The following is a 26,793-nucleotide window of genomic DNA, read 5'->3' as shown; positions in this document are numbered from 1 at the left end:
ACTTTGCTTTTCTGAAATTTTTGCTATAAAATGAAATTCCAAGTCGTATCCGATTACAAACCAACAGGCGATCAGCCGCAAGCTATTGAAAAACTTTCAAACGGAATTCTCAATGGAGAAAAATACCAAACTTTATTAGGAGTTACTGGTTCGGGAAAGACATTTACCGTTGCCAATGTAATTCAGAATGTAGAAAAACCGACGCTAGTTTTGGCACACAACAAAACTTTAGCAGCGCAATTATACTCCGAATTTAAGCAGTTTTTCCCAAACAATTCGGTGCAATATTTTGTTTCTTACTACGATTATTATCAACCCGAAGCCTTTATTCCTGTTACTGGAACTTATATTGAAAAAGATTTATCTATTAACGAAGAACTTGAAAAACTTCGTTTAAGCACAACCTCTGCTCTACTTTCTGGTCGTCGAGACATCATTGTAATTTCATCTGTTTCCTGCCTTTACGGAATTGGAAATCCTGTTGAATTTCAAAAGAATGTTGTTACGGTGGAGAAAAATCAAGTGATTTCTAGAACTAAATTATTACATCGATTGGTTCAAAGTTTATATTCAAGAACCGAAGCCGAATTTACTCCGGGAACTTTTAGAATTAAAGGTGATACGGTTGATATTTTTCCAAGTTATGGCGATGAACCTTTTAGAATTCATTTTTTTGGAGATGAAATCGAAGATATTGAAGCTTTCGATGCAAGAAGTTCGAAAGTTCTAGAAAAATATGAAAAACTTACCGTTTATCCTGCCAATATGTTTGTGACTTCACCCGATGTTTTGCAAGCAGCGATTTGGGATATTCAGCAAGATTTGGTAAAACAAGTCGATTATTTTAAAGAAATAGGAAAACATTTAGAAGCAAAAAGATTGGAAGAACGAACAAATTTCGATTTAGAAATGATTCGTGAACTCGGTTACTGCTCAGGAATTGAGAATTATTCGCGTTATTTAGATAGACGATTGCCAGGAACGCGACCTTTCTGTTTGTTAGATTATTTTCCAGAAGATTTCTTGATGGTTGTTGATGAAAGTCACGTCACGATTTCGCAAGTTCATGCCATGTATGGTGGCGATAGAAGTAGAAAAGAGAATTTGGTTGAATATGGTTTTCGTCTTCCAGCAGCGATGGACAATCGTCCGTTGAAATTTGAAGAATTTGAAGGCATGCAGAATCAAGTTATTTATGTTTCTGCAACTCCAGCCGATTATGAATTGGAAAAATCAGAAGGAATTTATGTCGAGCAAGTTATTCGACCAACGGGATTATTAGATCCAATTATAGAAGTGCGTCCGAGTTTAAATCAAATTGATGATTTAATCGAAGAAATTCAGGTACGATGCGAATTAGACGAACGTGTTCTAGTAACCACTTTAACAAAAAGAATGGCCGAAGAATTGACAAAATATTTGACGAAAGTCTCCATTCGTTGCCGTTACATTCACTCTGATGTTGATACTTTGGAGCGAGTAGAAATCATGCAAGATTTAAGAAAAGGATTGTTTGATGTTTTGATTGGTGTAAATTTACTTCGTGAAGGTTTGGATTTACCCGAAGTTTCTTTGGTTGCCATTTTGGATGCCGATAAAGAAGGATTTTTGAGAAGCCATCGATCGCTTACGCAAACAGTTGGTCGTGCCGCAAGAAATGTAAACGGAAAAGCTATTTTATATGCCGATAAAATTACTGCTTCGATGCAAAAAACGATTGACGAAACTAATTATCGAAGAGAAAAACAATCTGCTTACAACGCTAAACATGGATTGGAACCAAAAGCATTAAATAAAAGTTTAGGAAGCGCGTTAGGAAACAACTCGGTTTCTACAAAATATTATGAAAATCAAGTTTTAAAAGCCGCCGAACCAGAAAGTTTGTACTTAACCAAACCAGAAATTGAAAAGAAAATTCGTGAAGCTAAAAAAGCAATGGAAAAAGCAGCCAAAGAATTAGATTTTATGCAAGCTGCAAAATATCGTGATGAAATTAAATCGTTACAAGAAAAAATATAAAAAAAAACGCAACTTTTTGGGTTGCGCTTTTCATTCAATTCAACAAATTAATTAACCAATTTCAATTAGGCGTTTTGGTTTTGGTAATGCTTCTTCTCTTTTTGGAAGTGCAATGTGTAAAACTCCATTTTCATAATTAGCATTAATGTTCTCAGTATTTACAGTGTCTGGCAAAGTGAATGCTCTTCTAAAGGAAGAATAACTAAATTCTCTTCTAGTATATTTTCCTTCAGTTTCTTCTTTTTCAGATTTATTTTCAGAAGAAATAGTTAGTACATTGTGATCAATTTCGATATTGAAATCCTCCTTATTTTTTCCTGGCGCAGCTAATTCAATAGCAAAACTTGTGTCGGTTTCCTTGATGTTTACTGCTGGAACATTTGCATTAAAATTTTGCATTCCGCCTAGCCAATCTGGCTTTAATAATTCATCGATAATTGATGGAAATGGTACTGTGTTTCTTTTAATTAAGTTCATAATTATATATTTTAAATTAAACATTTTTTAGTTATGTTTTCCTAAAAAACAAATTACATACCAGTGTAAAATTTAAGTCAAATTGACATTTTTATTAACAGAAAAAAAAGTGAAAAATGAAAAAATGACTGATTTAACAACTCGTTAACTGACTAATTTTCAGTCGTAAGCTGGAAGATTTATTATATTTCGCAACAAATTATGTATCATGAAAATGTTACAATTGTTTTACTTTTGGAAGTAATAATTGACTATTATTGTATAATTTTACTTACTAAATCTCTTGTTATGAAAAAATTAGTTTTCCTTTTTCTAATTTACTCGTCATTTTCATTTGCTCAACAAGATTCAATTGTCCCTTTTTATATAACTTCTAATGACGTTGGCGAAGATATCACAGAACACTTTTCTTATTTATTTACAAGTGATAAAAGTTATACACCAAATAAGATCTTAAAAATTCAAAACCAATTACAAAAAAAATACTGTGGTTGTGAAAAAAAAGATGTGGATAATCTCCCAAAAGATATCTGGTTGATTGGAAAAATTAAAAATGAAACAAAAGATACTCTTGATTTTGTATTCTACACTTCCAATTCGCAAGAAGTAACTTCCTATATAATTTCTAAAAACGATACCCTAAAAAAAACGATTGGTTACGTTCAAGATACCGATAGTCTTTTTTCAAAGGAAATGGTTAATGCATTAAACTTTAAAATAATGCCATTGGAAGAAAAAACGATTATTCTTCATCAAGAAGTACATTTAAAATTTGAATTAATCTTTAAATTCAATCTAATTACAAAAGACATTTATAACATTGTGACCTTAAAAAACTATCGCTATTATCAAGAAAATAGATTTTTATTGGGAATTCTTTCTGGCAGTCTTTTACTTCTTTTTTTCTATAATTTATTAATGTTTTATAGATCTAAAGCACGAAGTTACTTAAATTATTCTCTTTATATTTTATGCACATTTATATTTATCCTTCTAGTTATTGATAGAAATAGAAATACTTTTATTGCAAAAATAATGCTGCATTACGATTTAGTAAAAGAAGTTTCATATATGTTATCCATACTTTTTTATGGCTTCTTTGTGAAATCAGTTTTAAAATCAGTTAGTGTAAATTTAAATAGAGTAATGAAATTATACTTTTCATTAATAATTATCTATTTACTTTTCCTAACCACAACATTTTACACAAATCCATATACATTTGACGAATCAACGCTAATTATTATTACTTTTTTCAAATTTTTATCATTAAGTTTTATACTATTAATGGTATTTCAATTATATAAAAAGAGAAAAACTAAATTTATAAAATACATTTTTATAGGTAGTTCTTTTCTAATTGGCTCTTACATTTTACAGGAAATTCTTGACTATCTAGATGAAATTTATTTTAGTAGAGATTTTTCAAAATTATTTGTAAGAACTAATGTATCTATATTAATTGGAACCTTAATTGAAATCTCACTTTTCAGTTATGCACTTTACATTAAGTCGTCTGAACTTGTTAAAGAAAAAATTATATTAGAAAATTTAAGTTCTATAAAATCGCGTTTTTTCGCTAATATTTCACACGAATTTAGAACGCCGTTAACACTGATAAAAAGTCCAGTTCAAAGCTTACAAGACGAAATTACCGATGAAGATCAGAAAAATAAATTACAATTAATAGATGCCAATTCAACAAGAATGCTCGAATTAGTAGATCAGTTATTACAACTTTCTAAAATTGATAGTGGCAATTTGAAGCTAATTTTAAAGGATGGAAATATTGGTACGTTTTTAAATTCAATTATGGAGCCTTTTGAATTTGAAGCCAAAGATAAAGGATTGCATTTTATTTCAACTATTCAAAAAAACACTATAAATCATTTATTTGACAAAGATGTCATCGAAAAAATTGTGACAAATTTAGTTTCGAATGCCTTTAAATATTCGAGTAAAAATGAGACAATCGGATTTAATTCCTCTACAGAAGAATCAAATTTAATATTAGTAATTTCCAACACAGGAAGCGATTTAAAAAAGGAAGATTTACCTAAATTATTCGAACGATTTTATCAAAAAAACGATAATAATCAAGGCGTTGGAATTGGTTTAGCTTTAGTAAAAGAATTGGTAGATTTATACAAAGGAACTATTGAAACAACTTTAGTAAACAATAAATTATCGTTTATTGTTAAACTACGTTTATCAATTTCAAATGAAAATGCAGTTGTTATTAGTTCAAAATCAACTAACATAACCAATAAAAATGCTATTAATAAAGAAATAGAAATGCCGGTTTTATTGCTTGTCGATGATAATTCAGATATAAGAACTATTCTAAAAGATATATTTAAAAATAACTATCAAATTCTTGAAGCAAAAAATGGCGAGGAAGCACTAAAATTAGCTCAAAAAGAAATTCCAGATTGTATTATTTCTGATATTATGATGCCAAAAATGAATGGATTTGAATTTACTAAACAAATAAAAACTAATGAATTAACCTCATTTATACCAGTAGTTTTACTTACAGCAAAAACATCTCAAGAATCACATCTAGAAGGATTGAAGAATTATGCAGATGCTTTTTTAACCAAACCATTTAATAATGAAATTGTAAAATCGACAGTAAATCAATTAATTGCCGAACGCAAAAAGCTACACACTCGCTACAGCCAAGAGTTAGTTTTGCGTCCTATTGATATCGTCATTAACTCTCAAGAAGAGAAATTTATTAAAAAACTTCAAGTCATTTTAGACAAAAAAATTTCCAATTCTGAGTTTTCTTCAGAAGATTTTGCAGCAGAAGTTGGTATGAGTAGAATGCAATTGCATCGAAAACTAAAATCACTTCTTGGTGTTACATCGACCGAATTTTTAAGAAATGAACGATTAAAAATTGCTGCCGAACTACTTAAAAAAGGCAACGGAAATATATCTGAAATTGCCTACTCTGTTGGCTTTAATGATGTGTCTTATTTCTCTAAATGTTTTAAAGAAATGTATCATTGTACTCCAACAGAATATGCAGAAAATAAATAATTTACGCATTAAAACCATTGATTTCACTGGCTTATAACCTCTTGTTACATAAGTCATAACTGTTGTTACATTACTCATAATGATTAGAATTTGTTTGTTAGACATTTGACTTGTTTAACAATCAAAAACAAATCCCATTATGAAACGATTACTTCTATCTATTGCAATAACATTCGTGTCATTTGCATTGCAGTCTCAAAACATTATTATCAATTCAAATTTTGATGATATTAGTAAAACTGTTCCCAACCCAAAAGGATATTGTCATACTCCAAAATCAGATCATTGGTCAGATGCAACTCCAGCAAATAATTGGAGCGCATGGATAAATAATCCAACAGAAAATTCTTGTATGATTATGGAAGTGGTGAATTTGAATAATAAATGTAATGTTCCTAAACCTCCATTAAAAAGTTTAGTAAGCGGAAACGCAATGCACATCACAAGTACAATTGGTCATTCGGGATTTGCTCAAAATCCACTTCCTAAAAACAAAGGCGTTAAAGCCAGTTGTTGGGTTTATGTTATTCGTGGAAACGTAAACTTTGGAGTAATTAATTCTGGAAATAATGCCTTACAAAATGTAGTAACCTCGCAAACTACATGCAAATGGGAATATTTATCATTTGAATATAAAAACCCAATAGATAATGTCACTATTTATTCGAAATGGGCAAGTGATGTCACAAAAGATGGAGCAGAATTTTACATAGACAACATCGTAATCGAAAAACTTTAATACTTAATAATTCTAAAACCTTGATATCATGAAAAAAATTATTTTAGCTATATGTTTATTTTTTGCAAACATCATTTTAGCTCAAGCACCAAAATTGACAACGCCAAAAACTTCAACAATAGCAAAAAATTCAAAACTTACGTCAACTTTTACAAAAAAAGAGATTACGACGTCACGAGCCTCTGGAACTAGTAATGAATATCTGGTTACAGCATCAGATATAAAAATTTCTTCAGCTCCAGCTTTGAGTGATTTCCGTCTTTGGTATAACAATGGCGATCACAAAGTAAGAACAATTGGTATTTTACACGATCAAGGATCAATGAACGCAAAATATAGTGATCAGAATGGTGATGATCCATTTCGTGTTGAGGCGAAATGGTTAAATATTCCTGATGCAACTGGTGGTACAATTACTGCTGCTGGGTCAGGAACATTTAACATTCAGCTTCCGGCAAAACCAGCCAATACTACTCTTGTTATTTCTGGATTTTCATTTGAAAGACTTGCAGGAACAGATAATAATATAAGAACAATGTCTATTAAAATGGATCAAGATAACGCATTGGCTCAAGTAAGTTTTATTGACGACCAACGAGAAGATTATCGTTCTGTTGTAGATCCAGTAGCTACAGGTATATTAGCAATTGCACCATTCGGAACAATAATAGAAACGGGACTAACTATTGATGGAATTTTAAAAGGCATGTCAAATGATAAAAGCACTGCAAGACCATATGTAGCAACAATTCAATATGCTTATATACCAAATTCTAGGATAATCGCAAATGGTTCTGTAAGCGGAACAAGTCGCTCTAAAAGTGCAATGCAAGGTCAAATTCCAAATTGGTATCAACTTGCATACAGAGGTTTCACATTACGATTTAACAATTCTGACCATCATTTGTTAGGAATGGGTATTCATCTAAATGGAATTAATACATTTCCTGGACAACGAGGTACACATGATGCACCAATAACATGGCAAGATAATAATATGGATGATCGAATTCAATGGTTGGTTGACTACTCATCAATAAAATAATTATTATGAAAATTTTAAAAATATTTTTTCTTTTTATAGGATTTCAAAGTTTGATGCACTCACAAATCATTCCAGGAAGATACATTATCAAACTTGATTTAAATCAAAAAGCAATGCAGCTAAATGGTTTTGAAGGATTTGTGTTAAAAGAAACATGCGCACCCAACACCTATTGCGAGTACCAATATTGGGATGTAAAAAAGGTTAGAAATTCAGATAATTTATATTACATCCAATCGGTACAACGAAAAAAATGTATTACTTATAAATTAACACCAAACGGAAAAGGTGTTTTAGAATTTTTATATCTAGAAAATCAAAAACCATTAGCATCAATTCAAACACAATCATTTATTATTAAAGAATATACATCTGGGAAATATTTTATCCAACCTAGTGTTTCAAATAAGGATTACGATGCAAAACTTACAGTATCTGAAGAAGAATTGACTAGACCAGAATCGTATCTTAAAATTAGTGGTGATCAAACCAATACACAACATCGTTCACTTTTTACTTTCTCACCAGTTGCTACAACGTCATCAGTTCAAGTCACCCAAGTCGCACAACCTGTTAAAAGTCCATCGGTTTTTGTCACTCCAAAATCAGATAATAAATTGGACATCGATTTTAAAACCGGTAACGATAATTTAGACCCAAAAGATTTTATGGAAGGAGTAAAAATTACTTTAAAAATAAAAAACAAAACCGATTTAGTAAAGGAAAATGCCAATGAAGGACGCGAATGGCCAAACAATTCCATCCGAAGAGTTACGCTTAATCTTCCAGCAGATGTCAATTGCCAAGACATTCAAGAAGTCATAGTCAGTAGAATTCCAAAAGGTGGTTCTGCAAATAATATAACTGCAATTGTAGGTGACAACTGGAATTTAAATAAAGTAACAATAACTTCTAGAATTAAAGTCGATGGAATAATGAAATCTGCCACAATGAATTATATGAGTCCCAGCGGTTCAAACGAGAATTTATACCGATTTGTTTATGAAAACAGAGACAGTAACAACACCACCGGAACATCATTATCCTTAAAAATAAACGGACTTTGCCCAGCACAAAATAACGTTGCAAGTACATCAAATTCTAATAAAAATGCCTCTCTAAATTGTGTTTTTGGAACTGGTGGTGATAATCTTGAAGGCGGTAGCGGAAATAATGTCAATATCAAATTAACTTTCAAAAATTCTAGTAAAACTGTAAGTTTAAACAATATAAACGATACTGCAAAGTGGAACAATTTTACAGAAAATTCAGTTACTAAAGCGATTCCAAACTCAACAGAAATTGATATAAATGATATAAAAGAGGTAGAAATTAGACACACTGGCGGTGGCGGAATGTTTGCAGATAATTGGCACGTAGATAAAATAAAAATCACAATTACAAAAAACGGTCAGTCAAAAATTTTAGTTGATCGAGTTGGCGCGCCAATTCACATGTTTACTGGCGATTCCAGAAGCAAAAAATTTATAGTTGAATAAATAAAAGTAGATATGAAAAAAATAATAATCGTAGTTGTTTTAAGTCTTAATGTGATGGTTTGCTTTGGTCAAAAAAAAGCTTCAGATAATCCAGCATCGTCTTCAAAGTGCAAATATCCAAAGGATGAAATGAAAGGAAAAACACAAAAGGAGCAATTAAAAATAATGAGAGCTTACTTGGATTGCAAAAAATTGGAAACAGAAAATCAAAAAAGAGACAAAAATAGCGACATAAATAGTCAACAAGCTAAGCGAGAACGAATTAGAAAAGAAAGAGAACGAAATAACAATACAGGTAGAACTCCAAAATAATCTAAAAAAAACAAAATGATTAAAAATTTATTTGTAATTGCAATTATTACTTTGTTTTTAATTACGCAAAAAGCTCTCGCTCAAGGCAAATTGGCCGCAGATTTCAAAACCATTATTGGAAAAACTTATACATCAGAAAATCAAATTGAAGCACTAAAAAATTATAAATACGAACAAGGAATTGTTATTGGAAATCCAAATGAGGGTCCGTTTTTATCATCAATTGAAGTCTTTCGAAAAGGAAAAACTGCTGTTGTTTTACTGAGCAAAAAAATTAAAACAAACCCAGACCAATATCGAATAATAGATGTTCTAAAAGTAATTTCTATTCCTAAAAATTACGAAATAAGAACTTATGATTGTTCTAGGAAAAATGGAAAATCAAACGAAAATATCGTTGCAATTGTGTTTTCTGGATCAAAGAGGATAGTCAAGTTTGTTAAGAATGCTTACGTTCTCAAAGACATTCGCTTTGAAAAAATTGAAACCAAAGGAATTCGTTGCATCAACGAAGGAATCGAATAATCTATAAAATTAAAAATCATGAAAAAATTAATTACAATGATTTTGGCTCTGGTTTGCTGCGTTAATTTTGCACAAACAAAACCAATAAAAATCGACACACTTCTTGGTTCGAAAGGAATTTTTAGTAAGTTCAAACCGAAAGAAATTTCTACGAAACAAAAACTTTTTTTCAATGTAAAATTAACTTACACTATGAAAGACAAAAGTGGAAAAACCATTGAAACCTCAACTTATTTCAATACAAAGCATGGTTATTTTGGAGTTCTAAATTCTAAAAAAGGAAGCGAAACATTCAATCCAAATGATAAAAACTTCAACTTCATGGTATACAGTCATTCACTAAAAAATTATATTTATTCTACAGATAGAAAAGGTAAAAAAACAGTGATGTCTATTCCAATAAATCCGAAAAACGATTTTAAAATGGATAATGTTACACTTAAGAAAGACAGCAATCCATCTAAAAAATTCACGAATCAAAATATTGTTGGATATCCTTACAACAACTCCAAAACATCAGAAAAAGACAAAGTAATTGTGTATCTCAACGACAACAGCATTTCGGGCAAAAACCAATTCAAAAATCAATTGAGTTTTGCAGGTTTAGGATTTTATCAAATAGATGGAAAAACTGTTTTAAGTACAAGTATCGAAAACAACGGAAATATCATTACGCTTACTAAAATTGAAGGTGTAGCCATAAACTTCAACGCATCTGAATTTAAAAAAGAAGAAATGGAAGGAATGGATCAAGCAGTAGAAGAAATGATGAAAAATCTAAAGAAACAATAACTATGAAAGCAAATAGCATCAAAATATCAAACCTAAAAAGCACACTATTTTTACTCATTTTACTAGTAACACAACTTTCATTTTCACAAAAAAACACACAAACTGCAACTATAAATAAAGGTATTAAAGTGCTTCCAAATACCAATTCTACTTGCGATTGCAATTCTATCGATTTCAAAATTAGAATTATAAAACTCAATTCTATCAAACCCAAACGAACATATAAACTACAACTTATTGATTTTGAAAATAAAAAAAATTGCCCAATTAAATTTTTCAGTCTCAACTGGATAGGACATCGATTGGTACCGATGACCTCAATGAGAAAACAAAATTTTGAAAAAGCTGATGATGGTTCGGTATATCTATATGAATTTGAATTTGATACCAATTCTACAGCAATAGAACCAGAGGATGAAACTGAAACAAAAGCTACAATTCTAGTTAAAATTGGAGATAAAACTTGTTTTTTGAAAGATAAAACAGCAATTTATTATAAAAAGATGTAACTACTTCTAATGCCACCAAAGAAAATTAAATATGAGTCTAAAATTGAGCAATTACCATCCAATAAAATTTATTTAAATATAAATCAAATGGAAAAAGGCGATTATGAACTCAATATTATTAACCAAAATAAATTAATTAAAAAAACTACATTTAAAAAAAAATAGATATCGAGATATTTATACCAGATGAAGGTTTGCTGTAAAAAGCAAACCTTTCTTTATATTAATTAAGTTGTTCTTGAAAAACTTCGAGTAAATAGTCAGGATGAACCATTCGTGTTGGCGATTGTTCCATAGCTTTTAAAACGCGTTTCATTGCAAACGGATTTAATCCCATGTTGATTCCAATTTCATAAATTTTATTCAACTCCCGTTCATGAAGTATGCCGTCACAATGCATCAATAAAGCCAATCTGTAAAATTGTTGAATTCGTTCAAAATCACTTTTGATAATTTCACTACGGTTTTCTTCATGAAAAAGCTGGTTCAATTCGTCTTTATTTATGCCTAATTCCACTGCAATTATAGACAAAAACAGATATTCTCTTTCGTGCAATTCACCATCAACAATTGCAAAAGCAATCATGTCTGATAATAAACTAATTTTTTGTTCCTTTGTGTTCATCAAAATGGAGTATTTTCAGCTAAAATATTAAATTTTGTTAAAATTTAAAAATTAAATCTCGTGAAATTTATTTTAGCGCTTTTATCAATTTTGTTTTTTTGGAGTTCCAATGCGCAGCAAAGTACTGCTAGCAAGCAAGTTTCAACATTTACAATTGATGCACCTCAATTAAAAACAACTAAAAAAATCTGGGTTTACCTTCCTAAAAATTACTCCAGTTCTGATAAAAAATTTCCTGTAATTTACATGCACGATGCTCAAAATTTATTTGATGCAAAAACTTCTTACGTAGGCGAATGGAATATTGATGAAACTCTTGATAGTATTTCGGCTCAAGTAATTGTCATCGGAATTGAACATGGAGGCGAAAAACGAATGGAAGAATTGACGCCTTTTAAACATGAAAAATATGGTGGTGGAAATGCCGATAATTATTTAGATTTTATAGTTTCAACATTAAAGCCGTATGTTGATAAAAAGTATAGAACCAAAACAAACGCCTTTAATACGGCTCTTTTTGGGAGTTCTCTTGGCGGATTAGTTTCGTTTTATGGTGCCTTAAAATATCCAAAAGTATTTGGTAAAGTGGGTTGCTTCTCACCTGCTTTTTGGTTCAACAGAAAAGAAATTTTTGAATTGATGGAAAAAACGGAAACATTCAAAACAAAAGTATATTTATTGTGTGGCGACAAGGAAGGCGATGATGATATGGTGCGGGATTTAAATAATATGGAGTCACAAGTAAATTCAAAACGTTGTTATTGCAAAAATTTAAATAAAAAAATCATTGTTGAAGGCGGACAACACAATGAAAAATTATGGCGAGAAGGTTTCAAAAAGGCGTATCTTTGGCTTTTCTAAAGCTGGAAGAATAAAACAAAATATTTAATACAGAAAAAATGACAAATAACGATATTTTCAAGAAACTACGTGTAGCATTAATGCTTCGTGACGACCAAATAGAACAAATTTTAATGTTGGTAGATTTTAGAATGTCTAAAGGTGAAATTGGGAATTTCTTTCGCAATGCCGATCATCCTAAATATGTAGAATGTGGCGATCAAGTACTGCGTAATTTCCTAAATGGATTGGTAATTCACTTGCGTGGAACAAAAGAAAATCCGAAAATACCTATGGATGTAATTGCCGTTCACAAGCAAGAAGCACGCCCAAAAGAATTTACAAAATCAGAAAAAGCTACGGCTCCACCGAAAGAATTTAAAGCAGGTGATTTCAAGAAAAGTACTGCTGCTAAACCAAAATTTAAAGATAAAAAGCCAACTAAAAAAATTGAAATTGTAGAAAAAGTAAACTACAAAAATGGTAAAAATCCTAAAGGATAATTAAAACTATGCTCAAATATCTAGTTACATTTTTTTTGATTGCATCCTCTATTGCTTTTTCACAAGATTTAGATTGTACTGATTTTAGAACTGGCGAATTTAGATATACAGATCCTAATTTATCTGGAATTATTGTTATTCGAACTGAAAAATTACAGATTGAACGCTATGAAGAAACCGGAGAAGAAGTCCATCTTTACATCGATTGGATTTCTGAATGTGAGTACACACTAACTTACAAAAAAATAATAAATCCAAGTACTAAAAGATTAAAGAAAAACATGACTGGAAAAGAAATGCCAGTAAAAATCTTGAAAATTGAAGGAAATGTAATGACTTATTTTACTAAGTTTGAAGGAATGGAATTAACAGGAGATTTACAAAAAATTCTTGATAATTAAAAAATCCCGAGTTAATTTACTAACTCGGGATTTTTATTTTTATTTCAAACTTGCAATACTTTGCTCGATTGTTGCAATCTTAGCAAGCGCATCGGCTTCTTTTTTGCGTTCGTTTTCAATGATTTCTGGTTTGGCATTGGCAACAAACTTCTCATTTGATAATTTTACTTGTACCGATTTTAGGAAACCAATTGTATAAGTCAACTCTTCTGATAGTTTAGCAATTTCTGCTTCAACATCAATATTTCCAGTAATTGGAATAAAATATTCATTCGATTTTACTCTGTAAGATAACGCTCCGTCTACTTTATCTGAAACATATTCTAATGAAGTAATGTTTCCTAATTTCATAATTACAGAATCGAAGTAAGTTGCTGTTTTTTCGTTATTAACCACTTTCAAATCGATGGCATCTTTCATCGGAATGTTTTTATCTTTTCTGATGGTTCTAATTCCCGAAATTACTTCAATTGTAAAATCGAAATCGCTGATTAACTTTTCGTTATACGATTTTGCAACTGGCCATTCTCCAACAATTAAAGCTTGCTCTGGAGTTCGTTCTGCAATATATTGCCAAATTTCTTCCGTTAAAAACGGCATAAATGGATGTAATAATTTCAAATTATTTTCAAGCATTTCAATCGCTTTATCAAACGTAGCTTTATCAATTGGTTGTTGATAAGCCGGTTTTATCATTTCTAAAAACCACGAACAAAAATCGTCCCAAACCAATTTGTAAATTGCCATTAACGCATCTGAAATTCTATATTTATCAAAGTTTTCTTCGATTTCAATTAAGGTTCTTTGCAACTTAGTTTCATACCATTCGATAGCCACTTTAGACGATTCTGGTTGCGGAATTGCATCTGAAACTTCCCAACCTTTTATCAATTTAAAGGCATTCCAGATTTTGTTAGAAAATGCTTTTCCTTGGTTGCACAATTCTTCGTCGAACATGATGTCGTTTCCTGCAGAAGCGCTTAAAAGTAATCCAACACGAACACCATCGGCACCAAATTTCTCTATTAATTCTAATGGTTCAGGAGAATTTCCAAGTGATTTAGACATCTTACGACGTTGTTTATCACGAACTAAACCTGTTAAATATACATTTGTAAATGGTTTTTCACCAGCATATTCATAACCTGCAATAATCATACGAGCCACCCAAAAGAATAAAATATCTGGACCAGTAACCAAATCGTTAGTTGGATAATAGTATTTGTAATCTTCATTTTCAGGATCAAGAATTCCACCAAAAACGGCTATTGGCCATAACCATGAAGAAAACCAAGTATCAAGCGCATCAGCATCTTGTATTAAATCGGAAGCTTGAAGTTGGAAGTTGGAAGTTTTTTCTTGAGCAAGTTTTAAAGCTTCTTCAATGTTTTTTGCAACTACAAAATCTTCTTTTCCATCGCCATAGAAATAAGCCGGAATTTGTTGTCCCCACCAAAGTTGACGCGAAATGTTCCAATCTCTAATGTTTTCTAACCAATGTTTGTAAGTATTATTGAAACGACTTGGGTATAATTTTACTTCTTCGGTTTCAAGAACAGCTTTTATTGCTGGCTTTACCAATTCTTCCATACTCAAAAACCATTGATCAGACAAACGAGGTTCGATAACGGCTTTGGTTCTTTCTGAAGTTCCTACTTTATTAAGGTGTGTTTCTGTTTTAGCTAACGAACCATTATTTTCTAATTCGATTGCGATTTCTTCACGAGCTACAAAACGGTCTTTTCCTTGATAATGCAATCCGAAAGAATTTAAAGTGGCATCTTCATTGAAAATATCGATGATTTCTAGGTTGTGTTTTTCTCCTAATGTTTTGTCGTTCATGTCGTGAGCTGGTGTAACTTTTAAACAACCAGTTCCGAATTCTACATCTACATATTCGTCTTCAATAATAGGAATAACTCTTCCAGATATTGGAATGATGGCTTTTTTACCTTTTAAATGTGTGAAACGTTCATCAGTAGGATTGATACAAATTGCAGTATCCCCAAAAATAGTTTCTGGACGTGTTGTTGCAACGGTTAAGAAATCTTCTGAACCTTCGATTTTATAGTTGATGAAATAAAGTTTTCCTTGACGTTCTTCAAATATAACTTCTTCGTCAGACAAAGTCGTTTTCGCTTCTGGATCCCAATTTACCATTCGGTAACCACGATAAATCAATCCTTTGTTGTATAAATCTACAAATGAGTGAATTACCGACGCCGACATATCTTCGTCCATTGTGAATTTTGTACGACTCCAATCGCAAGAACATCCTAATTGCTTAAGTTGTTCTAGAATTGTTCCTCCGTATTTATTGGTCCAATCCCAAGCGTGTTTTAGAAATTCTTCTCTTGTTAAATCGTTTTTGTTGATTCCTTCGCTTTTTAGTTTGGCTACAACTTTGGCTTCGGTTGCAATTGAAGCATGATCGGTTCCTGGAACCCAACATGCGTTGAAACCTTTAAGACGAGCACGACGAATTAATACGTCTTGAATAGTGTTATTCAACATATGTCCCATATGTAAAACTCCAGTGACGTTTGGTGGTGGAATTACTATGGTATACGGCGTTCTATGGTCGGGTTTGGATGTAAAATAATCGTTTTTCATCCAGTAGTCGTACCATTTTTGTTCTACTTCTTTAGCGTTGAATTGTGCAGGAATCATTTATATCGTTTAAAAATGTTTATCGTTTATTTTAGTTCAAAGTTGTTTCAAACTAGATTACAAGTAATCAATACCACTACTATTTAGCCCTGATTGGAGCAAATATCCTTTTTCTTTTTTCTTTAAAAAGGAAAAGATATTGCGGAAAGCAGGAAAATGGATTGCTGATAATGCCCAAGCCATTCGCTTCTTATTAATCGTGGTATGCTTTTTGTAATTACTACTGCAAAAGTAACTATTATGTGCTTTTATAAAAAATTAAGAATTAAATTTTTGTGTATTAATTTAAAGTAAGTATTTTTACCCATAACAAATTTAGAAAAAATGAAAAAAATTATACTTTTTGTTTCTGTTTTAGTGAGTGCTGTGAGTTTTGCTCAAGCCAAAATTGAATTTAAAGCAAAGGACAATACTATTGATTATGGTACTGTTACGAAGGAGCAAGATAACGGAGTTCGTGTTTTTGAATTTACAAACACTGGAAATCAGCCGTTGATTATTACAAATGTTCAATCTACATGTGGTTGTACTGTTCCGACAAAACCTACACAACCGATTATGCCTGGAAAATCTGACAAGATTGAGGTGAAATATAATATGAATCCTGGTCCGATTAGAAAAACGATTACTGTAGAAAGTAATGCTGCAAATGTTGAAGGCGGAAGAGTTTCATTGAAAATTAAAGGAGAAGTTATTGTAAAACAAGAAGTGAATCCTTTAGAGAAGAAGAAAACAAGTCCGATGCAATAATATTGAAACGCTCCAAATAGGAGCGTTTTTTTATAAAATTTTCTTTAGTTGGAATTTAAAACGGAGGTGTTTTCCTTTTCTGTCAACAATTAATTCGATGGTTTTTCCATCACCTGATTTTAAAAGTTCATTGAGCTTTTGTAATGAATAATTATAACCTGGACGATTATTAACCTTTACAATGATGTCGTCTTTTTGGATTCCGGATAAGTCTGCTGGTGAATTTTTTCTGACGTTGGTAACGATGTAAACAGGTTTTAATTCGAATCTGTACTGAAGATTACTAGCAATTTTATCTCCATTACTATCTGTCAAATTGTTTGCTATTGCGGGTTTATCTTCATAAGCTTCTTTAACCCATTGCAAACCTTCGTGTTGTAAGTCGATTCCAGACATGTTGAAATTAAATTCATCGTTAAAAAAATCGTTCTTTCTTAAATACATAGAGCTATTTTGATAGTCAAAATATAAGGTAAATCGTTTCATTATTTCGGAGCCAACTGAACCTAAACGGTTTTCTATTGCATCAATTTGTGTAGTTTCAGCTGCATTTGGGAAGGCAATAAGTGGCGAGTTGAAAGTGATTTCATTAATAGAAAATTTGGGAATTCTACCTCGACACCCAAAAACATCACCACTAAAACCTCTACCGAGGTAATCGTCTACATTAATTTCTGGAACTTTTATTTGAGTATTTTTTTCTTTGAAAAGCCAAACAGCGTCACTATTTCCGGTATCGATAAGCAATTTAGCTTTAAGGTCTTCTGTACTTTTTTCAAATTGAATTGATGCTGTAAAATAAGGTTTTCCATCATTTAGAGTTAATGGTACTTTATCGAATGATTTTGTGATTTTTTTTAGTTGTTTTTTTTGATTCTTGAAGATTGTGATTTTTTGAGATTCAAAATCAATTTTTACCAAATTATTTTTAAAAAAATGATAGCCAATGATTCCGTTTACTGGTACGCCAACATTGGATGAAATATTAATATCTTGATCTAAAACCAAATATAGTGTGTGATTTTTATCAATGAAACTTTTAGCTTTTACTTCATTTAAAGTAGACTTATAGCCATCAAAAGCTTCTTTTTTTCCGAAACCTTTAATCTTAACTTTTTCTACTTGAGCAAAACTTATTTCATCTGTTTCATCCAAACTAAATAAAATAGATTCCTCTACGCCTGTATCCAAGAGGAAGTTTAGCGGAATACCATTTACTTCTATAGATATTATGATTAAATTATTGATGAATTTAAAAGGTATAGTGACTTTGTTTTTGTTGTCTTCGAATTCGAATCTAGATTGAGAATAGACATCTTGAACTACTACTAAAATAAAAACATAAAGTAATTTTAATCTCATGTAATTAGAATTTGATTAAAAATAAGAAAAAAAATAAGTGAAAATGTATTTTTAACAAATAATACGATAAAAAAATTGCAAATTTGCACAACTAAATTTTCAATCATGCCAAAAGTTTCAAATAAAGGAAAGCAAATGCCGGAATCACCAATTAGAAAATTGGTTCCGTATGCAGATATTGCTAAGAAAAAAGGTCATAAAGTATATCATTTAAATATTGGTCAACCCGATATTAAAACGCCAGAAGTTGCTATAAACGCAGTTAAAAATATTGACATCAAAGTATTGGAATACAGTCATTCGGCTGGTTTTGAAAGCTATAGAACAAAACTATCACAATATTATAAAAATCATGGTTTACCAATAGATGTAGCCGATATTATCATTACAACTGGAGGTTCTGAAGCATTACTTTTTGCTATGGGAAGTACAATGGATGTTGATGATGAAATTATTATTCCAGAGCCATTTTATGCTAATTACAACGGATTTTCAACTGCTTCTGGCGTAAAAGTTGTTCCAGTAATTTCTACCATTGAAACTGGATTTGCTTTGCCTCCAATTTCAGATTTTGAAAAATTAATTACTTCAAAAACTAAGGCAATTTTAATTTGTAATCCTGGAAATCCAACTGGATATTTATATTCTCAAGAGGAGATTCAGCAATTGGCAAATCTTGTAAAAAAACATGATTTATTCTTGATTGCCGATGAAGTTTATCGTGAGTTTATTTATGATGAAACTGAAAAACACTACTCGGTAATGAACGTTCCTGGAATTGAGGAAAATGCCATTATGATTGATTCTGTTTCTAAAAGATACAGTATGTGTGGTGCTCGAATTGGTTGTATTGTTTCTAAAAATAAAGAAGTAATGGCAACGGCAATGAAATTTGCACAAGCGCGATTAAGTCCGCCAACATTTGCTCAAATTGCTAGTGAAGCAGCTTTGGAAACTCCACAAAGTTATTTTGACGAAGTTATTGAAGAATATAAAGACCGACGCGATACTTTAATTGCTGAATTACAAAAAATTGAAGGTGTAAAAGTCGCTACTCCAAAAGGTGCTTTTTACTGTATTGCCCAATTGCCAATCGACAACGCAGATGCTTTTGCACAATGGTTGTTAGAATCATATGATTTTAATGGCGAAACGGTAATGGTTGCTCCTGCGGCAGGATTTTATTCAACTCCAAATGTAGGTTTGAACGAAGTTAGAATTGCTTATGTATTGAAAAAAGAGGATTTAGTTCGTTCTGTAGAAATTCTAAAAGAAGCAATTAAAGTTTATAATTCAAAATAAGATATAAACTTATAATTTATATAAAAAAATGCTTCCAGAAACGGAAGCATTTTTATTTGAATACTATAAGGTTTAAAATTAGTTAGTCTATCAAGATTTTTTTAGAAACCGATTGATTATCAAAATTCAATACGCATAAATACAATCCTTTAGAAAGTGAGCTAACATTTACTTGCTCGATATATTTTGCATTATCGTACTTTTTATTTAAAACAACTTTACCATTAATATCAATTATTGAAAGTTGGTAATCTTGACTTGGAATATTTCCTTTACTAATATTTAGAATTTCTTTGGTTGGATTTGGATAAAAACTGACTTGAAAATTGGTATTGAAACTTTCCATTTCTAAAGTCGAAGTACTTGCTACTGCAAAATGCATCGTGGCTCCAACAGCTGCTTTGGCTACATTAAAATTATAAACTGGATCCATATTTACTAATAAATCGGTTGCAGTATGTCGGTGGGACGTTTCATTCGTTTCAAAAAAACCAGTTATCACTTCATTATTATCTTCAAATGGCATATAATCTGAAGCATACGCATACGATAATGTAGTATTTAAAGAAGTATATAATCCGACACAATTAATCAATTGATTTGTCATTGTATTTGATGCTGCATTATTAGAAGTTGGACTACCAGTATCTCGTTCACAAGTTATATTGTTATTCAACATTCCGGCAACGCCACCAACTTCATCTAGATTAAAAACCAATTTAATATCCATTTTTGGTGTTGTAGAATTCACGACTGAACCTACATAATGTTGACTTCCAACAAGTCCATCTTCTTCACCACTAAAATTTATAAATTTTATAGAATATTCGGTAGGAATATTTTGTAATAATCTGGCAACTTCAAGAATTGAAACAACACCGCTTCCGTTATCATTGGTTCCTGTTCCAACAACAGAATCATAGTGACCGCAAACAATTACGTAGGTGTTTGGATATAAAGTTCCGACTTTAGTTAGAATTAAATTTTTACAAGTAAACGCTCCATTTGTAAAAGAATCTTCTTGCATTTGACTCGCTGTATATCCGTAACTCAAGTATTTATTTTTTAACCAATTTAGTGTATTTTGTAATGGTGCAGTTCCTCTTCGTTTGATACCTAAAGCTTCAAATTCGGTAAGATTTGTAGTGATATTAGTTTGTGATGTTTGATTCACCACTGTTTGATAGGCCGGAATAAATGTTTGTGATTTAACCGTAAAGAAACTTATAAGTGTAAAAGCAAATAAAAGTGTGCTTCTGGAATTAGAATTCATAACAAAATTTTGATTTTGGTTTATTTGTGGCAACAAAAATATAAAAAAATAACTACTTAATAATAAAACACAGTAAACTTTAAATTATTCAAAATTTATAGTAATCAAATGTAATTCAACTACTTAATAATCGTTAACAAATCGTTGACAAATCATTATACTGGCTTTGGCACACATCTTGGAATGTATCAAATATCAGAAAATATCTGGTCGAAGAAACTGAAAATCGAAAGAGTAAGTACAAAACATTAATTCTAATTATCATGAAAAAAATTACATTATTAGTAGCTAGCATTTTACTAGTTGGAAGTGTAGCGAACGCATCAGAATTAAAACGTACTGATGAAGGAACAATAACAAGAGCGAGCTTTAACGATGAGCCATTATCTTTTGTAGAACGCGGTATTGAGTTCTTTGTTTTTCCAAATGGAGATTTCGACTTTAACACACGTCCTGATGATTCTCAAGGAGATTATTTCTTTAAAAGCGCTGGAAGAAGAAGTACCGAAGTAGCAAGAAACAATAGACCTGTAAACTACGGAACTTTAATAGAACACGATAGTTTTGGTAGAGTTAGAAGAGTTGGAAATACCTTCATCAACTATGATAGTCAAGATAGAGTAAGCAGAATTGGAACGGTTTACATGAGATACAACAGAGCTGCGCTTACGCAAATTGGTGGTATGCGAATAGTTTACAACAGAAGAGGTGATATTGTTGACACCATTGGAAGTATAAAAGGTAGAAGAAACGCTGGGTTTACCAACGACTATTATGGTCCAACTACAAACAACACTGCTTATGCTTACAACAACAGCAACGACGATTACTACTACTATAAAGCTGATGGTACAAAAGCTAAAATAGAAGACAAAAAATAAAGATTGATTGGTTGATTAGGTTTTTTTTTAATCCTGCAAATTCTGAAAAGAAAATGCAGGATTTTTATTTTTAGAAAACTCTCAACAAATTAAATCCGAAGAAAACGTCGCCTTTGGTCCAATCACCAGTGGTATTTCCTAAGAAACCCGATTCGTGGATTCCTTGCGAACTACTAAAATGCATTTGAAAAACGTGTCCGCCAGTTTCTAAATCCACTCCAATTGATAACGGATTTTTAAATCTTGATGTTGCGGAACGATTTAAATGAGCTGCATAATCAACATTCAATGACCAACGATTAGTAAGTTTATAACGTCCGCCCATTCCTATTGCAAATTGGCTGTTTTCTTGATTGTCATCTTCTACGAAATTCTCGTGAAAATATGTCGGAGCCAATTCTAAAGAGAACTTATTACTGAATTTTCTTGAAACTAACAATTGAGAAACATAGATTAATCTATCTTCAAATTCCATGTTTGGATAATTGCTTTCCTTTAAAGTATTGTTGATTCCAAAGCTTGAAAATCCGACAATTGCAACTGGAAATCCATCTTTTATTTGTGGTTGAAGCATTACTTTGGCAGCAAAATCATAAACTATTTCGCTTCTTGCTCCGCTAATTGTAAGCCAATCGTTTACACCGTAAACAAACTTTAATTGCGTTGCAGCATTGTCCAATCCGAAGAAACCTTCAAAACCATCTTTAACCGAACCAAATCTGTGGGAAACAATAAAATACAAATCGCCTTTGGCAGCCAATTTTGTAGATTCAATATTGACGATTTTCAAACCTTTAAAAGCCGATTCTACTCTTTCATTGGTAGCAACCGAATCGATTTCTTTTAATAAATCATCTTGTGCAAAAAGCGTAAAAGGAAACAATAACAAAACTAAAATCTTTCTCATATTTTTATAATTATTTGTACATAAAAAACCGTGCTATCTTACATTTTGAAAAAGACAACACGGTTTAATAAATTTTAGGAAAACTGTAAAACTTTAAACCTAGTTTACAATAATTTTCTTCCAAGATTTTTCTGTGTCGTTAACTAATTCAATTAGATAAACTCCTGTAGATAAACCTTTGATATTGATTGCTGCATTATCAGCATTATTTTCTACCTCAACTGTTTTTACAAAAGCACCTGTTTGACTATATACGTTAACTTTAGTGATAATGGTTTCCGATTTAATATTAAAATCTCCATTAGACGGATTAGGATATATTTGAGCGTTGTTTAAAGAGAATTTGTCAACTCCAAGAGTTGTTGCAGTATTTAACAAAACACCTCTGTTTGCTCCGCCGTGATATACAGTCACTGCAAAAGTTGGCGTATCTGCCCTTGCCCATGCCAAATCAATATTAGCATCGGCATAATTAAAAGTATAATCGTTTGCATCACCTGTATTGAAAGGACGAGTAAAAACTACTGTTCTTTGCCCAGAAGCAGGAGAATTATTCGTATTTGATACCAAAGTCCAATTATTAATTGCATCAACAGAAGGTGCCGATCCAATACCAATATGTCTTGCATCTACCAGAGTAGTATTGTTCCAATAAACAACATCTGTTCCTGCTTGCATACCGCCCGTAAAAGAACCAAATTGCAATGCAAACCATCTGTCATTTGGTCCAGATAAAGTCAACGTGACAGTTGATGTAGTATTGTTTAAAGTAAGTGTCGCTGCCATATTCGTCGATAAGGCAATATTCCCAGTAGATTTTGTTTGGGCAAAAGCACCCAAACTAAGTAATGTTAATAATAAAGTAGTTTTCAATTTCATAGCGTTTTATTTTAATTGGTTAATTATATTTTCGTTTTTAGAAAAAACAGCAAACTCAAATGCCGTTCTTCCTTGTTTATCTAATAGCGTTTTGTCGGCTTTGTATTGTAATAGTAATTTGACAATCGCTTCGTTTTTAAATTGCGAGGCATACATTAATGCCGTTATTCCTTCAAAATTGGTTAAGTTAGGATTTGCACCTTTACTTAATAATAATTCTGCTAATTTTACATCACCTTTTACCGTAGCTGCCATTAATGCTGTTCCTTCTTCTGAAACGTAATCTAAATTAGCTTTGTTATTTATAAAAAATTCAGCTAACTCATATTTTCCTTTATAACAAGCTAAAATTAATGGTGAAAATCCGTATTCGTTTACTTTGTTAATTGCTTCGTTATTATTTTTCAAAAACAGTTCGGCTTCTGCGACAGTTCCTGATCTTGCAATTGTAAAAATGTCTTTATCTTGAGCAAAGCTTAAAAAAGAATTCAATAAGAAAATTACTAAAAGTTTTTTCATCATTATTCAATTACGCAACCATCCATTTTATATTCTTCAAGCAAATCATCGTAACCAATAAATCTTCCTTTCACTGTTACTTTATCTCCTTTTTTTACATTTACCTTACCTTTTATTGTTGCCGATAAATTAGAATCGACAATAATTTCGTTGGTTGCTAAATCTAAACTAGTTACTTCTCCGTAAATAGCTATAGCTTTGTCTAGGTATTTAGTGTTTGCAATAATATCGTTCTTTTCAAAATCTGCTTTTAATTCAGCTAAAGTAATTTTAAAAGAAGCCTCTTCACTGCTCACATCACGATGGTCTTTGTATACATATTTATAACCAGCAAAACCAAAAAGAGCAACAACAACTAAAACAATTAATAACTTTTTTTTCATTTTCATAATAATTAACCAAAACTAATAATTTTTTTTTAATTTTAACAAATGATTTAAATCATATTTAAATAAAAATCGATGAAAACCAGAATCTTACCTTTTTTAGCATTACTTGTACTATCTTTTACAAGCTGTACCGACAGCAGTACCGATGATTTAATTGACTCACAACCAATTGATGAAATTACTTACACATCTGCTGTAAAAAACATTATTGACAACAATTGTATTCAATGTCATGGAACTACACCAACGAATGGTGCTCCAATGTCTCTCACAACATACGAAAATGTTAGAGATGCGGTTTTAAACAGAGGACTAATTGATCGAATTTCCAGAAATGAAGGAGCAAGCGGTGCTATGCCATTGGGCGGACCAAGATTACCGCAAGCTTCAATTAATTTAATAAGTCAGTGGAACAGCGAAGGTTTGGCTGAATAATTGCAATACACTTTTAAAATTTAAATAAAATATCATGAAAAATATACTAATTGCAGTTTTCTTACTTACTAGTTCGATTATAGTTGCACAAGATAAGATAGTTACTAAAAACGGTTCGATAGCATTTGAAGCTTCAGTTCCGGCATTTGAAGAAATAAAAGCTAAAAATGATGGTGTAACAATTATCATTAATACAAAAACTGGCGAAATTGCTTCGCTTGCTTTGGTAAAAGGATTCAAATTTAAAGTAGCTTTAATGGAAGAACACTTTAATGAAAACTACATTGAAAGTGATAAATATCCAAAATCGACTTTTAAAGGAAAGATTGAAAATTTCGATTATTCCAAATTGACTTCAGATGCTAAAAGTTATACTGTAAAAGGAAAGTTAGAACTTCACGGAAAATCTAAAGATATTACTATAACAGCTTCTATCAAGAAAACGTCTAATGGTGTTTCTATAGTATCCAATTTCACTGTAAATACAGATGATTTTGATATTACAATTCCGAGTGTGGTGAGCAAAAAAGTTTCTAAAAAGGTAAATGTAAAATTAGAAGGAACTTTAAAATAATTATTTAAAAAAATTAAATTCCATCACATAATCGTCCATTATATAATCATTTCCTATGTCGATTTTGATTTCCTTCGTGATTTCGAAACCATATTTTAGGTAGAATTCTTTGGCTTTATTGAATCGATTTACATTTAAAATGAGTCCTAAATTTTTATTGTCAATTGCAATTTGTTTGATATAATTTATCAACTGTTTTCCAATTCCTTTACCTTGAATTTCTGGTAAAACATATAACTTTTGAATCTTAGTTTTATTCGAATTTTCGAAATTTAATTCATATGAAGCAAATCCGATGAATTGATTATCATCTTCCACCAAAAGGAAAACGTGATTTTTATCGACTTGTTTTTCAAGCGACTCGATATTATAAATTAAATCCAACATATAATCCAACTGCTCTTTGGAAAGAATTTCTCCATAAGCAACAGGCCAAATTGTATAAGCCAACTCCTTAATAATAGAGAGTTGGCTTTTTTGTGCAATTGAAATTGTCATTTTATTTTTTTAATCTTTTTTGTTCTCTTGCTAAAAGTGTGTTTTTAAGCAACATGGCGATTGTCATTGGTCCAACTCCACCTGGAACTGGCGTGATGAAAGAAGCTTTTTTAGAAACCATTTCAAAATCTACATCACCTGTAATTCGGTATCCTTTTTCTGAAGTTTCATCAACAACACGTGTAATACCAACGTCGATAATTACAGCATCGTCTTTTATCATTTCGGCTTTTAAATAATTAGGAACCCCAAGAGCAGTAATTATAATATCGGCTTGAGAAGTGATTTGGTTGATGTTTTTAGTATGGCTGTGCGTTAAAGTAACAGTTGAATTTCCTGGAAAACCTTTTCTTCCCATTAAAATACTCATTGGACGACCAACAATATGACTTCTACCAATTACAACGGTGTGTTTTCCTTCGGTTGTAACATTGTAACGTTCTAATAATTCTAGAATTCCAAAAGGTGTCGCTGGAATAAAAGTACTCATATCCAAAGCCATTTTTCCGAAATTTTCTGGGTGAAATCCGTCAACATCTTTGCTTGGATCGATTGACATAATGATGTTTTGAGTATCAATTTGTTTTGGTAAAGGCAATTGCACTATAAAACCATCAATATCATCATTTTGATTGAGTTCCTTAATTTTTTTAAGCAATTCCGTTTCAGATGTTGTGCTTGGCATTTTCACTAAAGTTGATTCAAAACCAACACGTTCACATGCTTTTACTTTACTTCCTACATAGGTTAAACTTGCACCATCGTTTCCAACAATAATTGCTGCAAGATGTGGCACTTTTTCACCGTTGTCTTTCATCTTTTGGACTTCGGCTGCTATTTCATTTTTAATATCTTCCGATACTTTTTTTCCGTCTAGAATTTGCATTTTGTGTAGTTATTTATGTTGTGTGATATTTAAAATTGTAAATCCAATAAAATGAATTCAATAAAAAAGTCGCAATAAATTGATAATATGATAATTTATTTAATAAAAAAAGACGCGGTACATCGCGTCTAATT

General features: G+C 31.3%; 29 protein-coding genes. 17 read left to right on the top strand and 12 right to left on the bottom strand.

Features of this window, described 5'->3' with window-relative positions:
- Window positions 1-30 precede the first annotated feature (30 nt).
- Window positions 31-2,019, top strand: coding sequence for an excinuclease ABC subunit UvrB (uvrB, locus tag LG45_RS07895; RefSeq protein ID WP_035125938.1), 1,989 nt, complete (start codon window positions 31-33; stop codon window positions 2,017-2,019).
- Between the two features lie 51 nt (window positions 2,020-2,070).
- On the opposite strand, the gene LG45_RS07890 is transcribed toward uvrB, so the two are convergent.
- Window positions 2,071-2,496 (bottom strand): Hsp20/alpha crystallin family protein, encoded by a 426-nt coding sequence (locus tag LG45_RS07890; RefSeq protein ID WP_035126716.1) that lies wholly within the window; start codon window positions 2,494-2,496, stop codon window positions 2,071-2,073.
- A 288-nt stretch (window positions 2,497-2,784) separates the two neighbouring features.
- Between LG45_RS07890 and LG45_RS16075 the strand changes: the two genes are divergently transcribed.
- The 8 genes from LG45_RS16075 to LG45_RS07850 all read left to right on the top strand — a co-directional run bounded on the left by LG45_RS16075 (window position 2,785) and on the right by LG45_RS07850 (window position 10,965).
- The gene (locus LG45_RS16075; protein WP_165570798.1) at window positions 2,785-5,544 is read left to right on the top strand and encodes a response regulator; all 2,760 of its coding nucleotides are present in this window, start codon (window positions 2,785-2,787) and stop codon (window positions 5,542-5,544) included.
- A 139-nt stretch (window positions 5,545-5,683) separates the two neighbouring features.
- Window positions 5,684-6,283: a hypothetical protein gene (locus LG45_RS07880; protein WP_035125936.1), complete on the top strand. Its 600-nt coding sequence runs from the start codon at window positions 5,684-5,686 to the stop codon at window positions 6,281-6,283.
- 28 nt (window positions 6,284-6,311) lie between these two features.
- Window positions 6,312-7,328 carry a hypothetical protein gene (locus LG45_RS07875; RefSeq protein ID WP_035125934.1) on the top strand — a complete coding sequence of 339 codons (1,017 nt, stop codon included), beginning with the start codon at window positions 6,312-6,314 and terminating at the stop codon, window positions 7,326-7,328.
- Window positions 7,329-7,333: 5 nt separating this feature from the next.
- Window positions 7,334-8,827 carry a hypothetical protein gene (locus LG45_RS07870; RefSeq protein WP_035125933.1) on the top strand — a complete coding sequence of 498 codons (1,494 nt, stop codon included), beginning with the start codon at window positions 7,334-7,336 and terminating at the stop codon, window positions 8,825-8,827.
- A 12-nt stretch (window positions 8,828-8,839) separates the two neighbouring features.
- On the top strand, window positions 8,840-9,139 hold the full coding sequence (locus LG45_RS07865; protein ID WP_035125932.1) for a hypothetical protein: 300 nt from the start codon (window positions 8,840-8,842) through the stop codon (window positions 9,137-9,139).
- Window positions 9,140-9,154: 15 nt separating this feature from the next.
- A complete protein-coding gene (locus LG45_RS07860; RefSeq protein ID WP_035125930.1) occupies window positions 9,155-9,664 on the top strand; it encodes a hypothetical protein in 510 nt (169 codons plus the stop codon).
- A gap of 18 nt (window positions 9,665-9,682) precedes the next feature.
- Window positions 9,683-10,456 (top strand): hypothetical protein, encoded by a 774-nt coding sequence (locus tag LG45_RS07855; protein ID WP_035125929.1) that lies wholly within the window; start codon window positions 9,683-9,685, stop codon window positions 10,454-10,456.
- A gap of 2 nt (window positions 10,457-10,458) precedes the next feature.
- Window positions 10,459-10,965 carry a hypothetical protein gene (locus LG45_RS07850; protein ID WP_035125927.1) on the top strand — a complete coding sequence of 169 codons (507 nt, stop codon included), beginning with the start codon at window positions 10,459-10,461 and terminating at the stop codon, window positions 10,963-10,965.
- Window positions 10,966-11,188: 223 nt separating this feature from the next.
- Here the strand turns inward: LG45_RS07850 and LG45_RS07845 are convergent, their stop codons facing one another.
- Complete coding sequence (locus tag LG45_RS07845) at window positions 11,189-11,590, bottom strand: excinuclease ABC subunit B (protein WP_035125925.1); 402 nt, start codon at window positions 11,588-11,590, stop codon at window positions 11,189-11,191.
- A 60-nt stretch (window positions 11,591-11,650) separates the two neighbouring features.
- On the opposite strand from LG45_RS07845, the gene LG45_RS07840 reads away from it, so the two are divergent.
- From LG45_RS07840 to LG45_RS07830, 3 genes are read left to right on the top strand one after another with little or no spacing between them, the layout of a single operon-like run.
- A complete protein-coding gene (locus LG45_RS07840; RefSeq protein ID WP_035125922.1) occupies window positions 11,651-12,451 on the top strand; it encodes an alpha/beta hydrolase in 801 nt (266 codons plus the stop codon).
- 38 nt (window positions 12,452-12,489) lie between these two features.
- On the top strand, window positions 12,490-12,933 hold the full coding sequence (locus LG45_RS07835; RefSeq protein ID WP_035125921.1) for a DUF1456 family protein: 444 nt from the start codon (window positions 12,490-12,492) through the stop codon (window positions 12,931-12,933).
- Between the two features lie 8 nt (window positions 12,934-12,941).
- Window positions 12,942-13,334, top strand: a complete 393-nt coding sequence (locus LG45_RS07830) for a hypothetical protein (protein ID WP_035125919.1) — start codon at window positions 12,942-12,944, stop codon at window positions 13,332-13,334.
- 39 nt (window positions 13,335-13,373) lie between these two features.
- Here LG45_RS07830 and LG45_RS07825 read toward each other — a convergent pair whose 3' ends face one another.
- A complete protein-coding gene (locus tag LG45_RS07825; protein ID WP_035125918.1) occupies window positions 13,374-16,004 on the bottom strand; it encodes a valine--tRNA ligase in 2,631 nt (876 codons plus the stop codon).
- A gap of 57 nt (window positions 16,005-16,061) precedes the next feature.
- The gene (locus LG45_RS16700) at window positions 16,062-16,187 is read right to left on the bottom strand and encodes a hypothetical protein (protein WP_255318229.1); all 126 of its coding nucleotides are present in this window, start codon (window positions 16,185-16,187) and stop codon (window positions 16,062-16,064) included.
- Between the two features lie 141 nt (window positions 16,188-16,328).
- Here LG45_RS16700 and LG45_RS07820 point away from each other — a divergent pair, with 141 nt between their 5' ends.
- Window positions 16,329-16,754, top strand: a complete 426-nt coding sequence (locus LG45_RS07820) for a DUF1573 domain-containing protein (protein WP_035125916.1) — start codon at window positions 16,329-16,331, stop codon at window positions 16,752-16,754.
- A 30-nt stretch (window positions 16,755-16,784) separates the two neighbouring features.
- Here LG45_RS07820 and LG45_RS07815 read toward each other — a convergent pair whose 3' ends face one another.
- Window positions 16,785-18,116: an aspartyl protease family protein gene (locus tag LG45_RS07815; protein ID WP_035125915.1), complete on the bottom strand. Its 1,332-nt coding sequence runs from the start codon at window positions 18,114-18,116 to the stop codon at window positions 16,785-16,787.
- A gap of 105 nt (window positions 18,117-18,221) precedes the next feature.
- On the opposite strand from LG45_RS07815, the gene LG45_RS07810 reads away from it, so the two are divergent.
- Entirely contained in the window at window positions 18,222-19,418 is a 1,197-nt protein-coding gene (locus LG45_RS07810) for a pyridoxal phosphate-dependent aminotransferase (protein WP_035125914.1), read from the top strand.
- Window positions 19,419-19,500: 82 nt separating this feature from the next.
- On the opposite strand, the gene LG45_RS07805 is transcribed toward LG45_RS07810, so the two are convergent.
- Window positions 19,501-20,691, bottom strand: a complete 1,191-nt coding sequence (locus LG45_RS07805) for a M28 family peptidase (protein ID WP_035125913.1) — start codon at window positions 20,689-20,691, stop codon at window positions 19,501-19,503.
- 263 nt (window positions 20,692-20,954) lie between these two features.
- Between LG45_RS07805 and LG45_RS07800 the strand changes: the two genes are divergently transcribed.
- Entirely contained in the window at window positions 20,955-21,572 is a 618-nt protein-coding gene (locus tag LG45_RS07800) for a hypothetical protein (RefSeq protein WP_035125912.1), read from the top strand.
- Between the two features lie 70 nt (window positions 21,573-21,642).
- Here LG45_RS07800 and LG45_RS07795 read toward each other — a convergent pair whose 3' ends face one another.
- The 4 genes from LG45_RS07795 to LG45_RS07780 all read right to left on the bottom strand — a co-directional run bounded on the left by LG45_RS07795 (window position 21,643) and on the right by LG45_RS07780 (window position 24,260).
- A complete protein-coding gene (locus LG45_RS07795; RefSeq protein WP_035125910.1) occupies window positions 21,643-22,479 on the bottom strand; it encodes a DUF5777 family beta-barrel protein in 837 nt (278 codons plus the stop codon).
- Window positions 22,480-22,578: 99 nt separating this feature from the next.
- A complete protein-coding gene (locus LG45_RS07790; protein WP_035125908.1) occupies window positions 22,579-23,358 on the bottom strand; it encodes a T9SS type A sorting domain-containing protein in 780 nt (259 codons plus the stop codon).
- A 6-nt stretch (window positions 23,359-23,364) separates the two neighbouring features.
- Window positions 23,365-23,880 (bottom strand): ankyrin repeat domain-containing protein, encoded by a 516-nt coding sequence (locus tag LG45_RS07785; RefSeq protein WP_240471839.1) that lies wholly within the window; start codon window positions 23,878-23,880, stop codon window positions 23,365-23,367.
- Entirely contained in the window at window positions 23,880-24,260 is a 381-nt protein-coding gene (locus LG45_RS07780; protein ID WP_035125907.1) for an OB-fold protein, read from the bottom strand. Before LG45_RS07780 ends, LG45_RS07785 begins: the two co-directional genes overlap by 1 nt.
- Window positions 24,261-24,338: 78 nt before the next feature.
- On the opposite strand from LG45_RS07780, the gene LG45_RS07775 reads away from it, so the two are divergent.
- A complete protein-coding gene (locus LG45_RS07775; RefSeq protein ID WP_035125905.1) occupies window positions 24,339-24,701 on the top strand; it encodes a hypothetical protein in 363 nt (120 codons plus the stop codon).
- Window positions 24,702-24,735: 34 nt separating this feature from the next.
- Window positions 24,736-25,275 carry a YceI family protein gene (locus tag LG45_RS07770; protein ID WP_035125904.1) on the top strand — a complete coding sequence of 180 codons (540 nt, stop codon included), beginning with the start codon at window positions 24,736-24,738 and terminating at the stop codon, window positions 25,273-25,275.
- On the opposite strand, the gene LG45_RS07765 is transcribed toward LG45_RS07770, so the two are convergent.
- Window positions 25,276-25,773, bottom strand: a complete 498-nt coding sequence (locus tag LG45_RS07765; RefSeq protein ID WP_035125903.1) for a GNAT family N-acetyltransferase — start codon at window positions 25,771-25,773, stop codon at window positions 25,276-25,278.
- 1 nt (window position 25,774) lies between these two features.
- A complete protein-coding gene (locus LG45_RS07760; protein WP_035125902.1) occupies window positions 25,775-26,659 on the bottom strand; it encodes a bifunctional 5,10-methylenetetrahydrofolate dehydrogenase/5,10-methenyltetrahydrofolate cyclohydrolase in 885 nt (294 codons plus the stop codon).
- Window positions 26,660-26,793 lie beyond the last annotated feature (134 nt).

Origin of the sequence: Flavobacterium aquatile LMG 4008 = ATCC 11947, from assembly GCF_000757385.1 — a bacterium.
Lineage (GTDB): Bacteria > Bacteroidota > Bacteroidia > Flavobacteriales > Flavobacteriaceae > Flavobacterium > Flavobacterium aquatile.
The sequence above is the reverse complement of the archived record's forward strand: the minus strand, read 5'-3'. Positions and strand labels throughout refer to the sequence as shown.

Coding starts and splice junctions, on each gene's coding strand:
- LG45_RS07835 (WP_035125921.1), top strand. CDS start 12,490: ATGACAAATAACGATATTTTCAAGAAACTACGTGTAGCATTAATGCTT.
- LG45_RS07825 (WP_035125918.1), bottom strand. CDS start 16,004: ATGATTCCTGCACAATTCAACGCTAAAGAAGTAGAACAAAAATGGTAC.
- LG45_RS07865 (WP_035125932.1), top strand. CDS start 8,840: ATGAAAAAAATAATAATCGTAGTTGTTTTAAGTCTTAATGTGATGGTT.
- LG45_RS16075 (WP_165570798.1), top strand. CDS start 2,785: ATGAAAAAATTAGTTTTCCTTTTTCTAATTTACTCGTCATTTTCATTT.
- LG45_RS16700 (WP_255318229.1), bottom strand. CDS start 16,187: ATGGCTTGGGCATTATCAGCAATCCATTTTCCTGCTTTCCGCAATATC.
- LG45_RS07780 (WP_035125907.1), bottom strand. CDS start 24,260: ATGAAAAAAAAGTTATTAATTGTTTTAGTTGTTGTTGCTCTTTTTGGT.
- LG45_RS07815 (WP_035125915.1), bottom strand. CDS start 18,116: ATGAGATTAAAATTACTTTATGTTTTTATTTTAGTAGTAGTTCAAGAT.
- LG45_RS07810 (WP_035125914.1), top strand. CDS start 18,222: ATGCCAAAAGTTTCAAATAAAGGAAAGCAAATGCCGGAATCACCAATT.
- LG45_RS07845 (WP_035125925.1), bottom strand. CDS start 11,590: ATGAACACAAAGGAACAAAAAATTAGTTTATTATCAGACATGATTGCT.
- LG45_RS07770 (WP_035125904.1), top strand. CDS start 24,736: ATGAAAAATATACTAATTGCAGTTTTCTTACTTACTAGTTCGATTATA.
- LG45_RS07860 (WP_035125930.1), top strand. CDS start 9,155: ATGATTAAAAATTTATTTGTAATTGCAATTATTACTTTGTTTTTAATT.
- LG45_RS07790 (WP_035125908.1), bottom strand. CDS start 23,358: ATGAAATTGAAAACTACTTTATTATTAACATTACTTAGTTTGGGTGCT.
- LG45_RS07765 (WP_035125903.1), bottom strand. CDS start 25,773: ATGACAATTTCAATTGCACAAAAAAGCCAACTCTCTATTATTAAGGAG.
- LG45_RS07870 (WP_035125933.1), top strand. CDS start 7,334: ATGAAAATTTTAAAAATATTTTTTCTTTTTATAGGATTTCAAAGTTTG.
- LG45_RS07855 (WP_035125929.1), top strand. CDS start 9,683: ATGAAAAAATTAATTACAATGATTTTGGCTCTGGTTTGCTGCGTTAAT.
- LG45_RS07820 (WP_035125916.1), top strand. CDS start 16,329: ATGAAAAAAATTATACTTTTTGTTTCTGTTTTAGTGAGTGCTGTGAGT.
- LG45_RS07850 (WP_035125927.1), top strand. CDS start 10,459: ATGAAAGCAAATAGCATCAAAATATCAAACCTAAAAAGCACACTATTT.
- LG45_RS07830 (WP_035125919.1), top strand. CDS start 12,942: ATGCTCAAATATCTAGTTACATTTTTTTTGATTGCATCCTCTATTGCT.
- LG45_RS07795 (WP_035125910.1), bottom strand. CDS start 22,479: ATGAGAAAGATTTTAGTTTTGTTATTGTTTCCTTTTACGCTTTTTGCA.
- LG45_RS07890 (WP_035126716.1), bottom strand. CDS start 2,496: ATGAACTTAATTAAAAGAAACACAGTACCATTTCCATCAATTATCGAT.
- uvrB (WP_035125938.1), top strand. CDS start 31: ATGAAATTCCAAGTCGTATCCGATTACAAACCAACAGGCGATCAGCCG.
- LG45_RS07775 (WP_035125905.1), top strand. CDS start 24,339: ATGAAAACCAGAATCTTACCTTTTTTAGCATTACTTGTACTATCTTTT.
- LG45_RS07805 (WP_035125913.1), bottom strand. CDS start 20,691: ATGAATTCTAATTCCAGAAGCACACTTTTATTTGCTTTTACACTTATA.
- LG45_RS07800 (WP_035125912.1), top strand. CDS start 20,955: ATGAAAAAAATTACATTATTAGTAGCTAGCATTTTACTAGTTGGAAGT.
- LG45_RS07785 (WP_240471839.1), bottom strand. CDS start 23,880: ATGATGAAAAAACTTTTAGTAATTTTCTTATTGAATTCTTTTTTAAGC.
- LG45_RS07880 (WP_035125936.1), top strand. CDS start 5,684: ATGAAACGATTACTTCTATCTATTGCAATAACATTCGTGTCATTTGCA.
- LG45_RS07760 (WP_035125902.1), bottom strand. CDS start 26,659: ATGCAAATTCTAGACGGAAAAAAAGTATCGGAAGATATTAAAAATGAA.
- LG45_RS07875 (WP_035125934.1), top strand. CDS start 6,312: ATGAAAAAAATTATTTTAGCTATATGTTTATTTTTTGCAAACATCATT.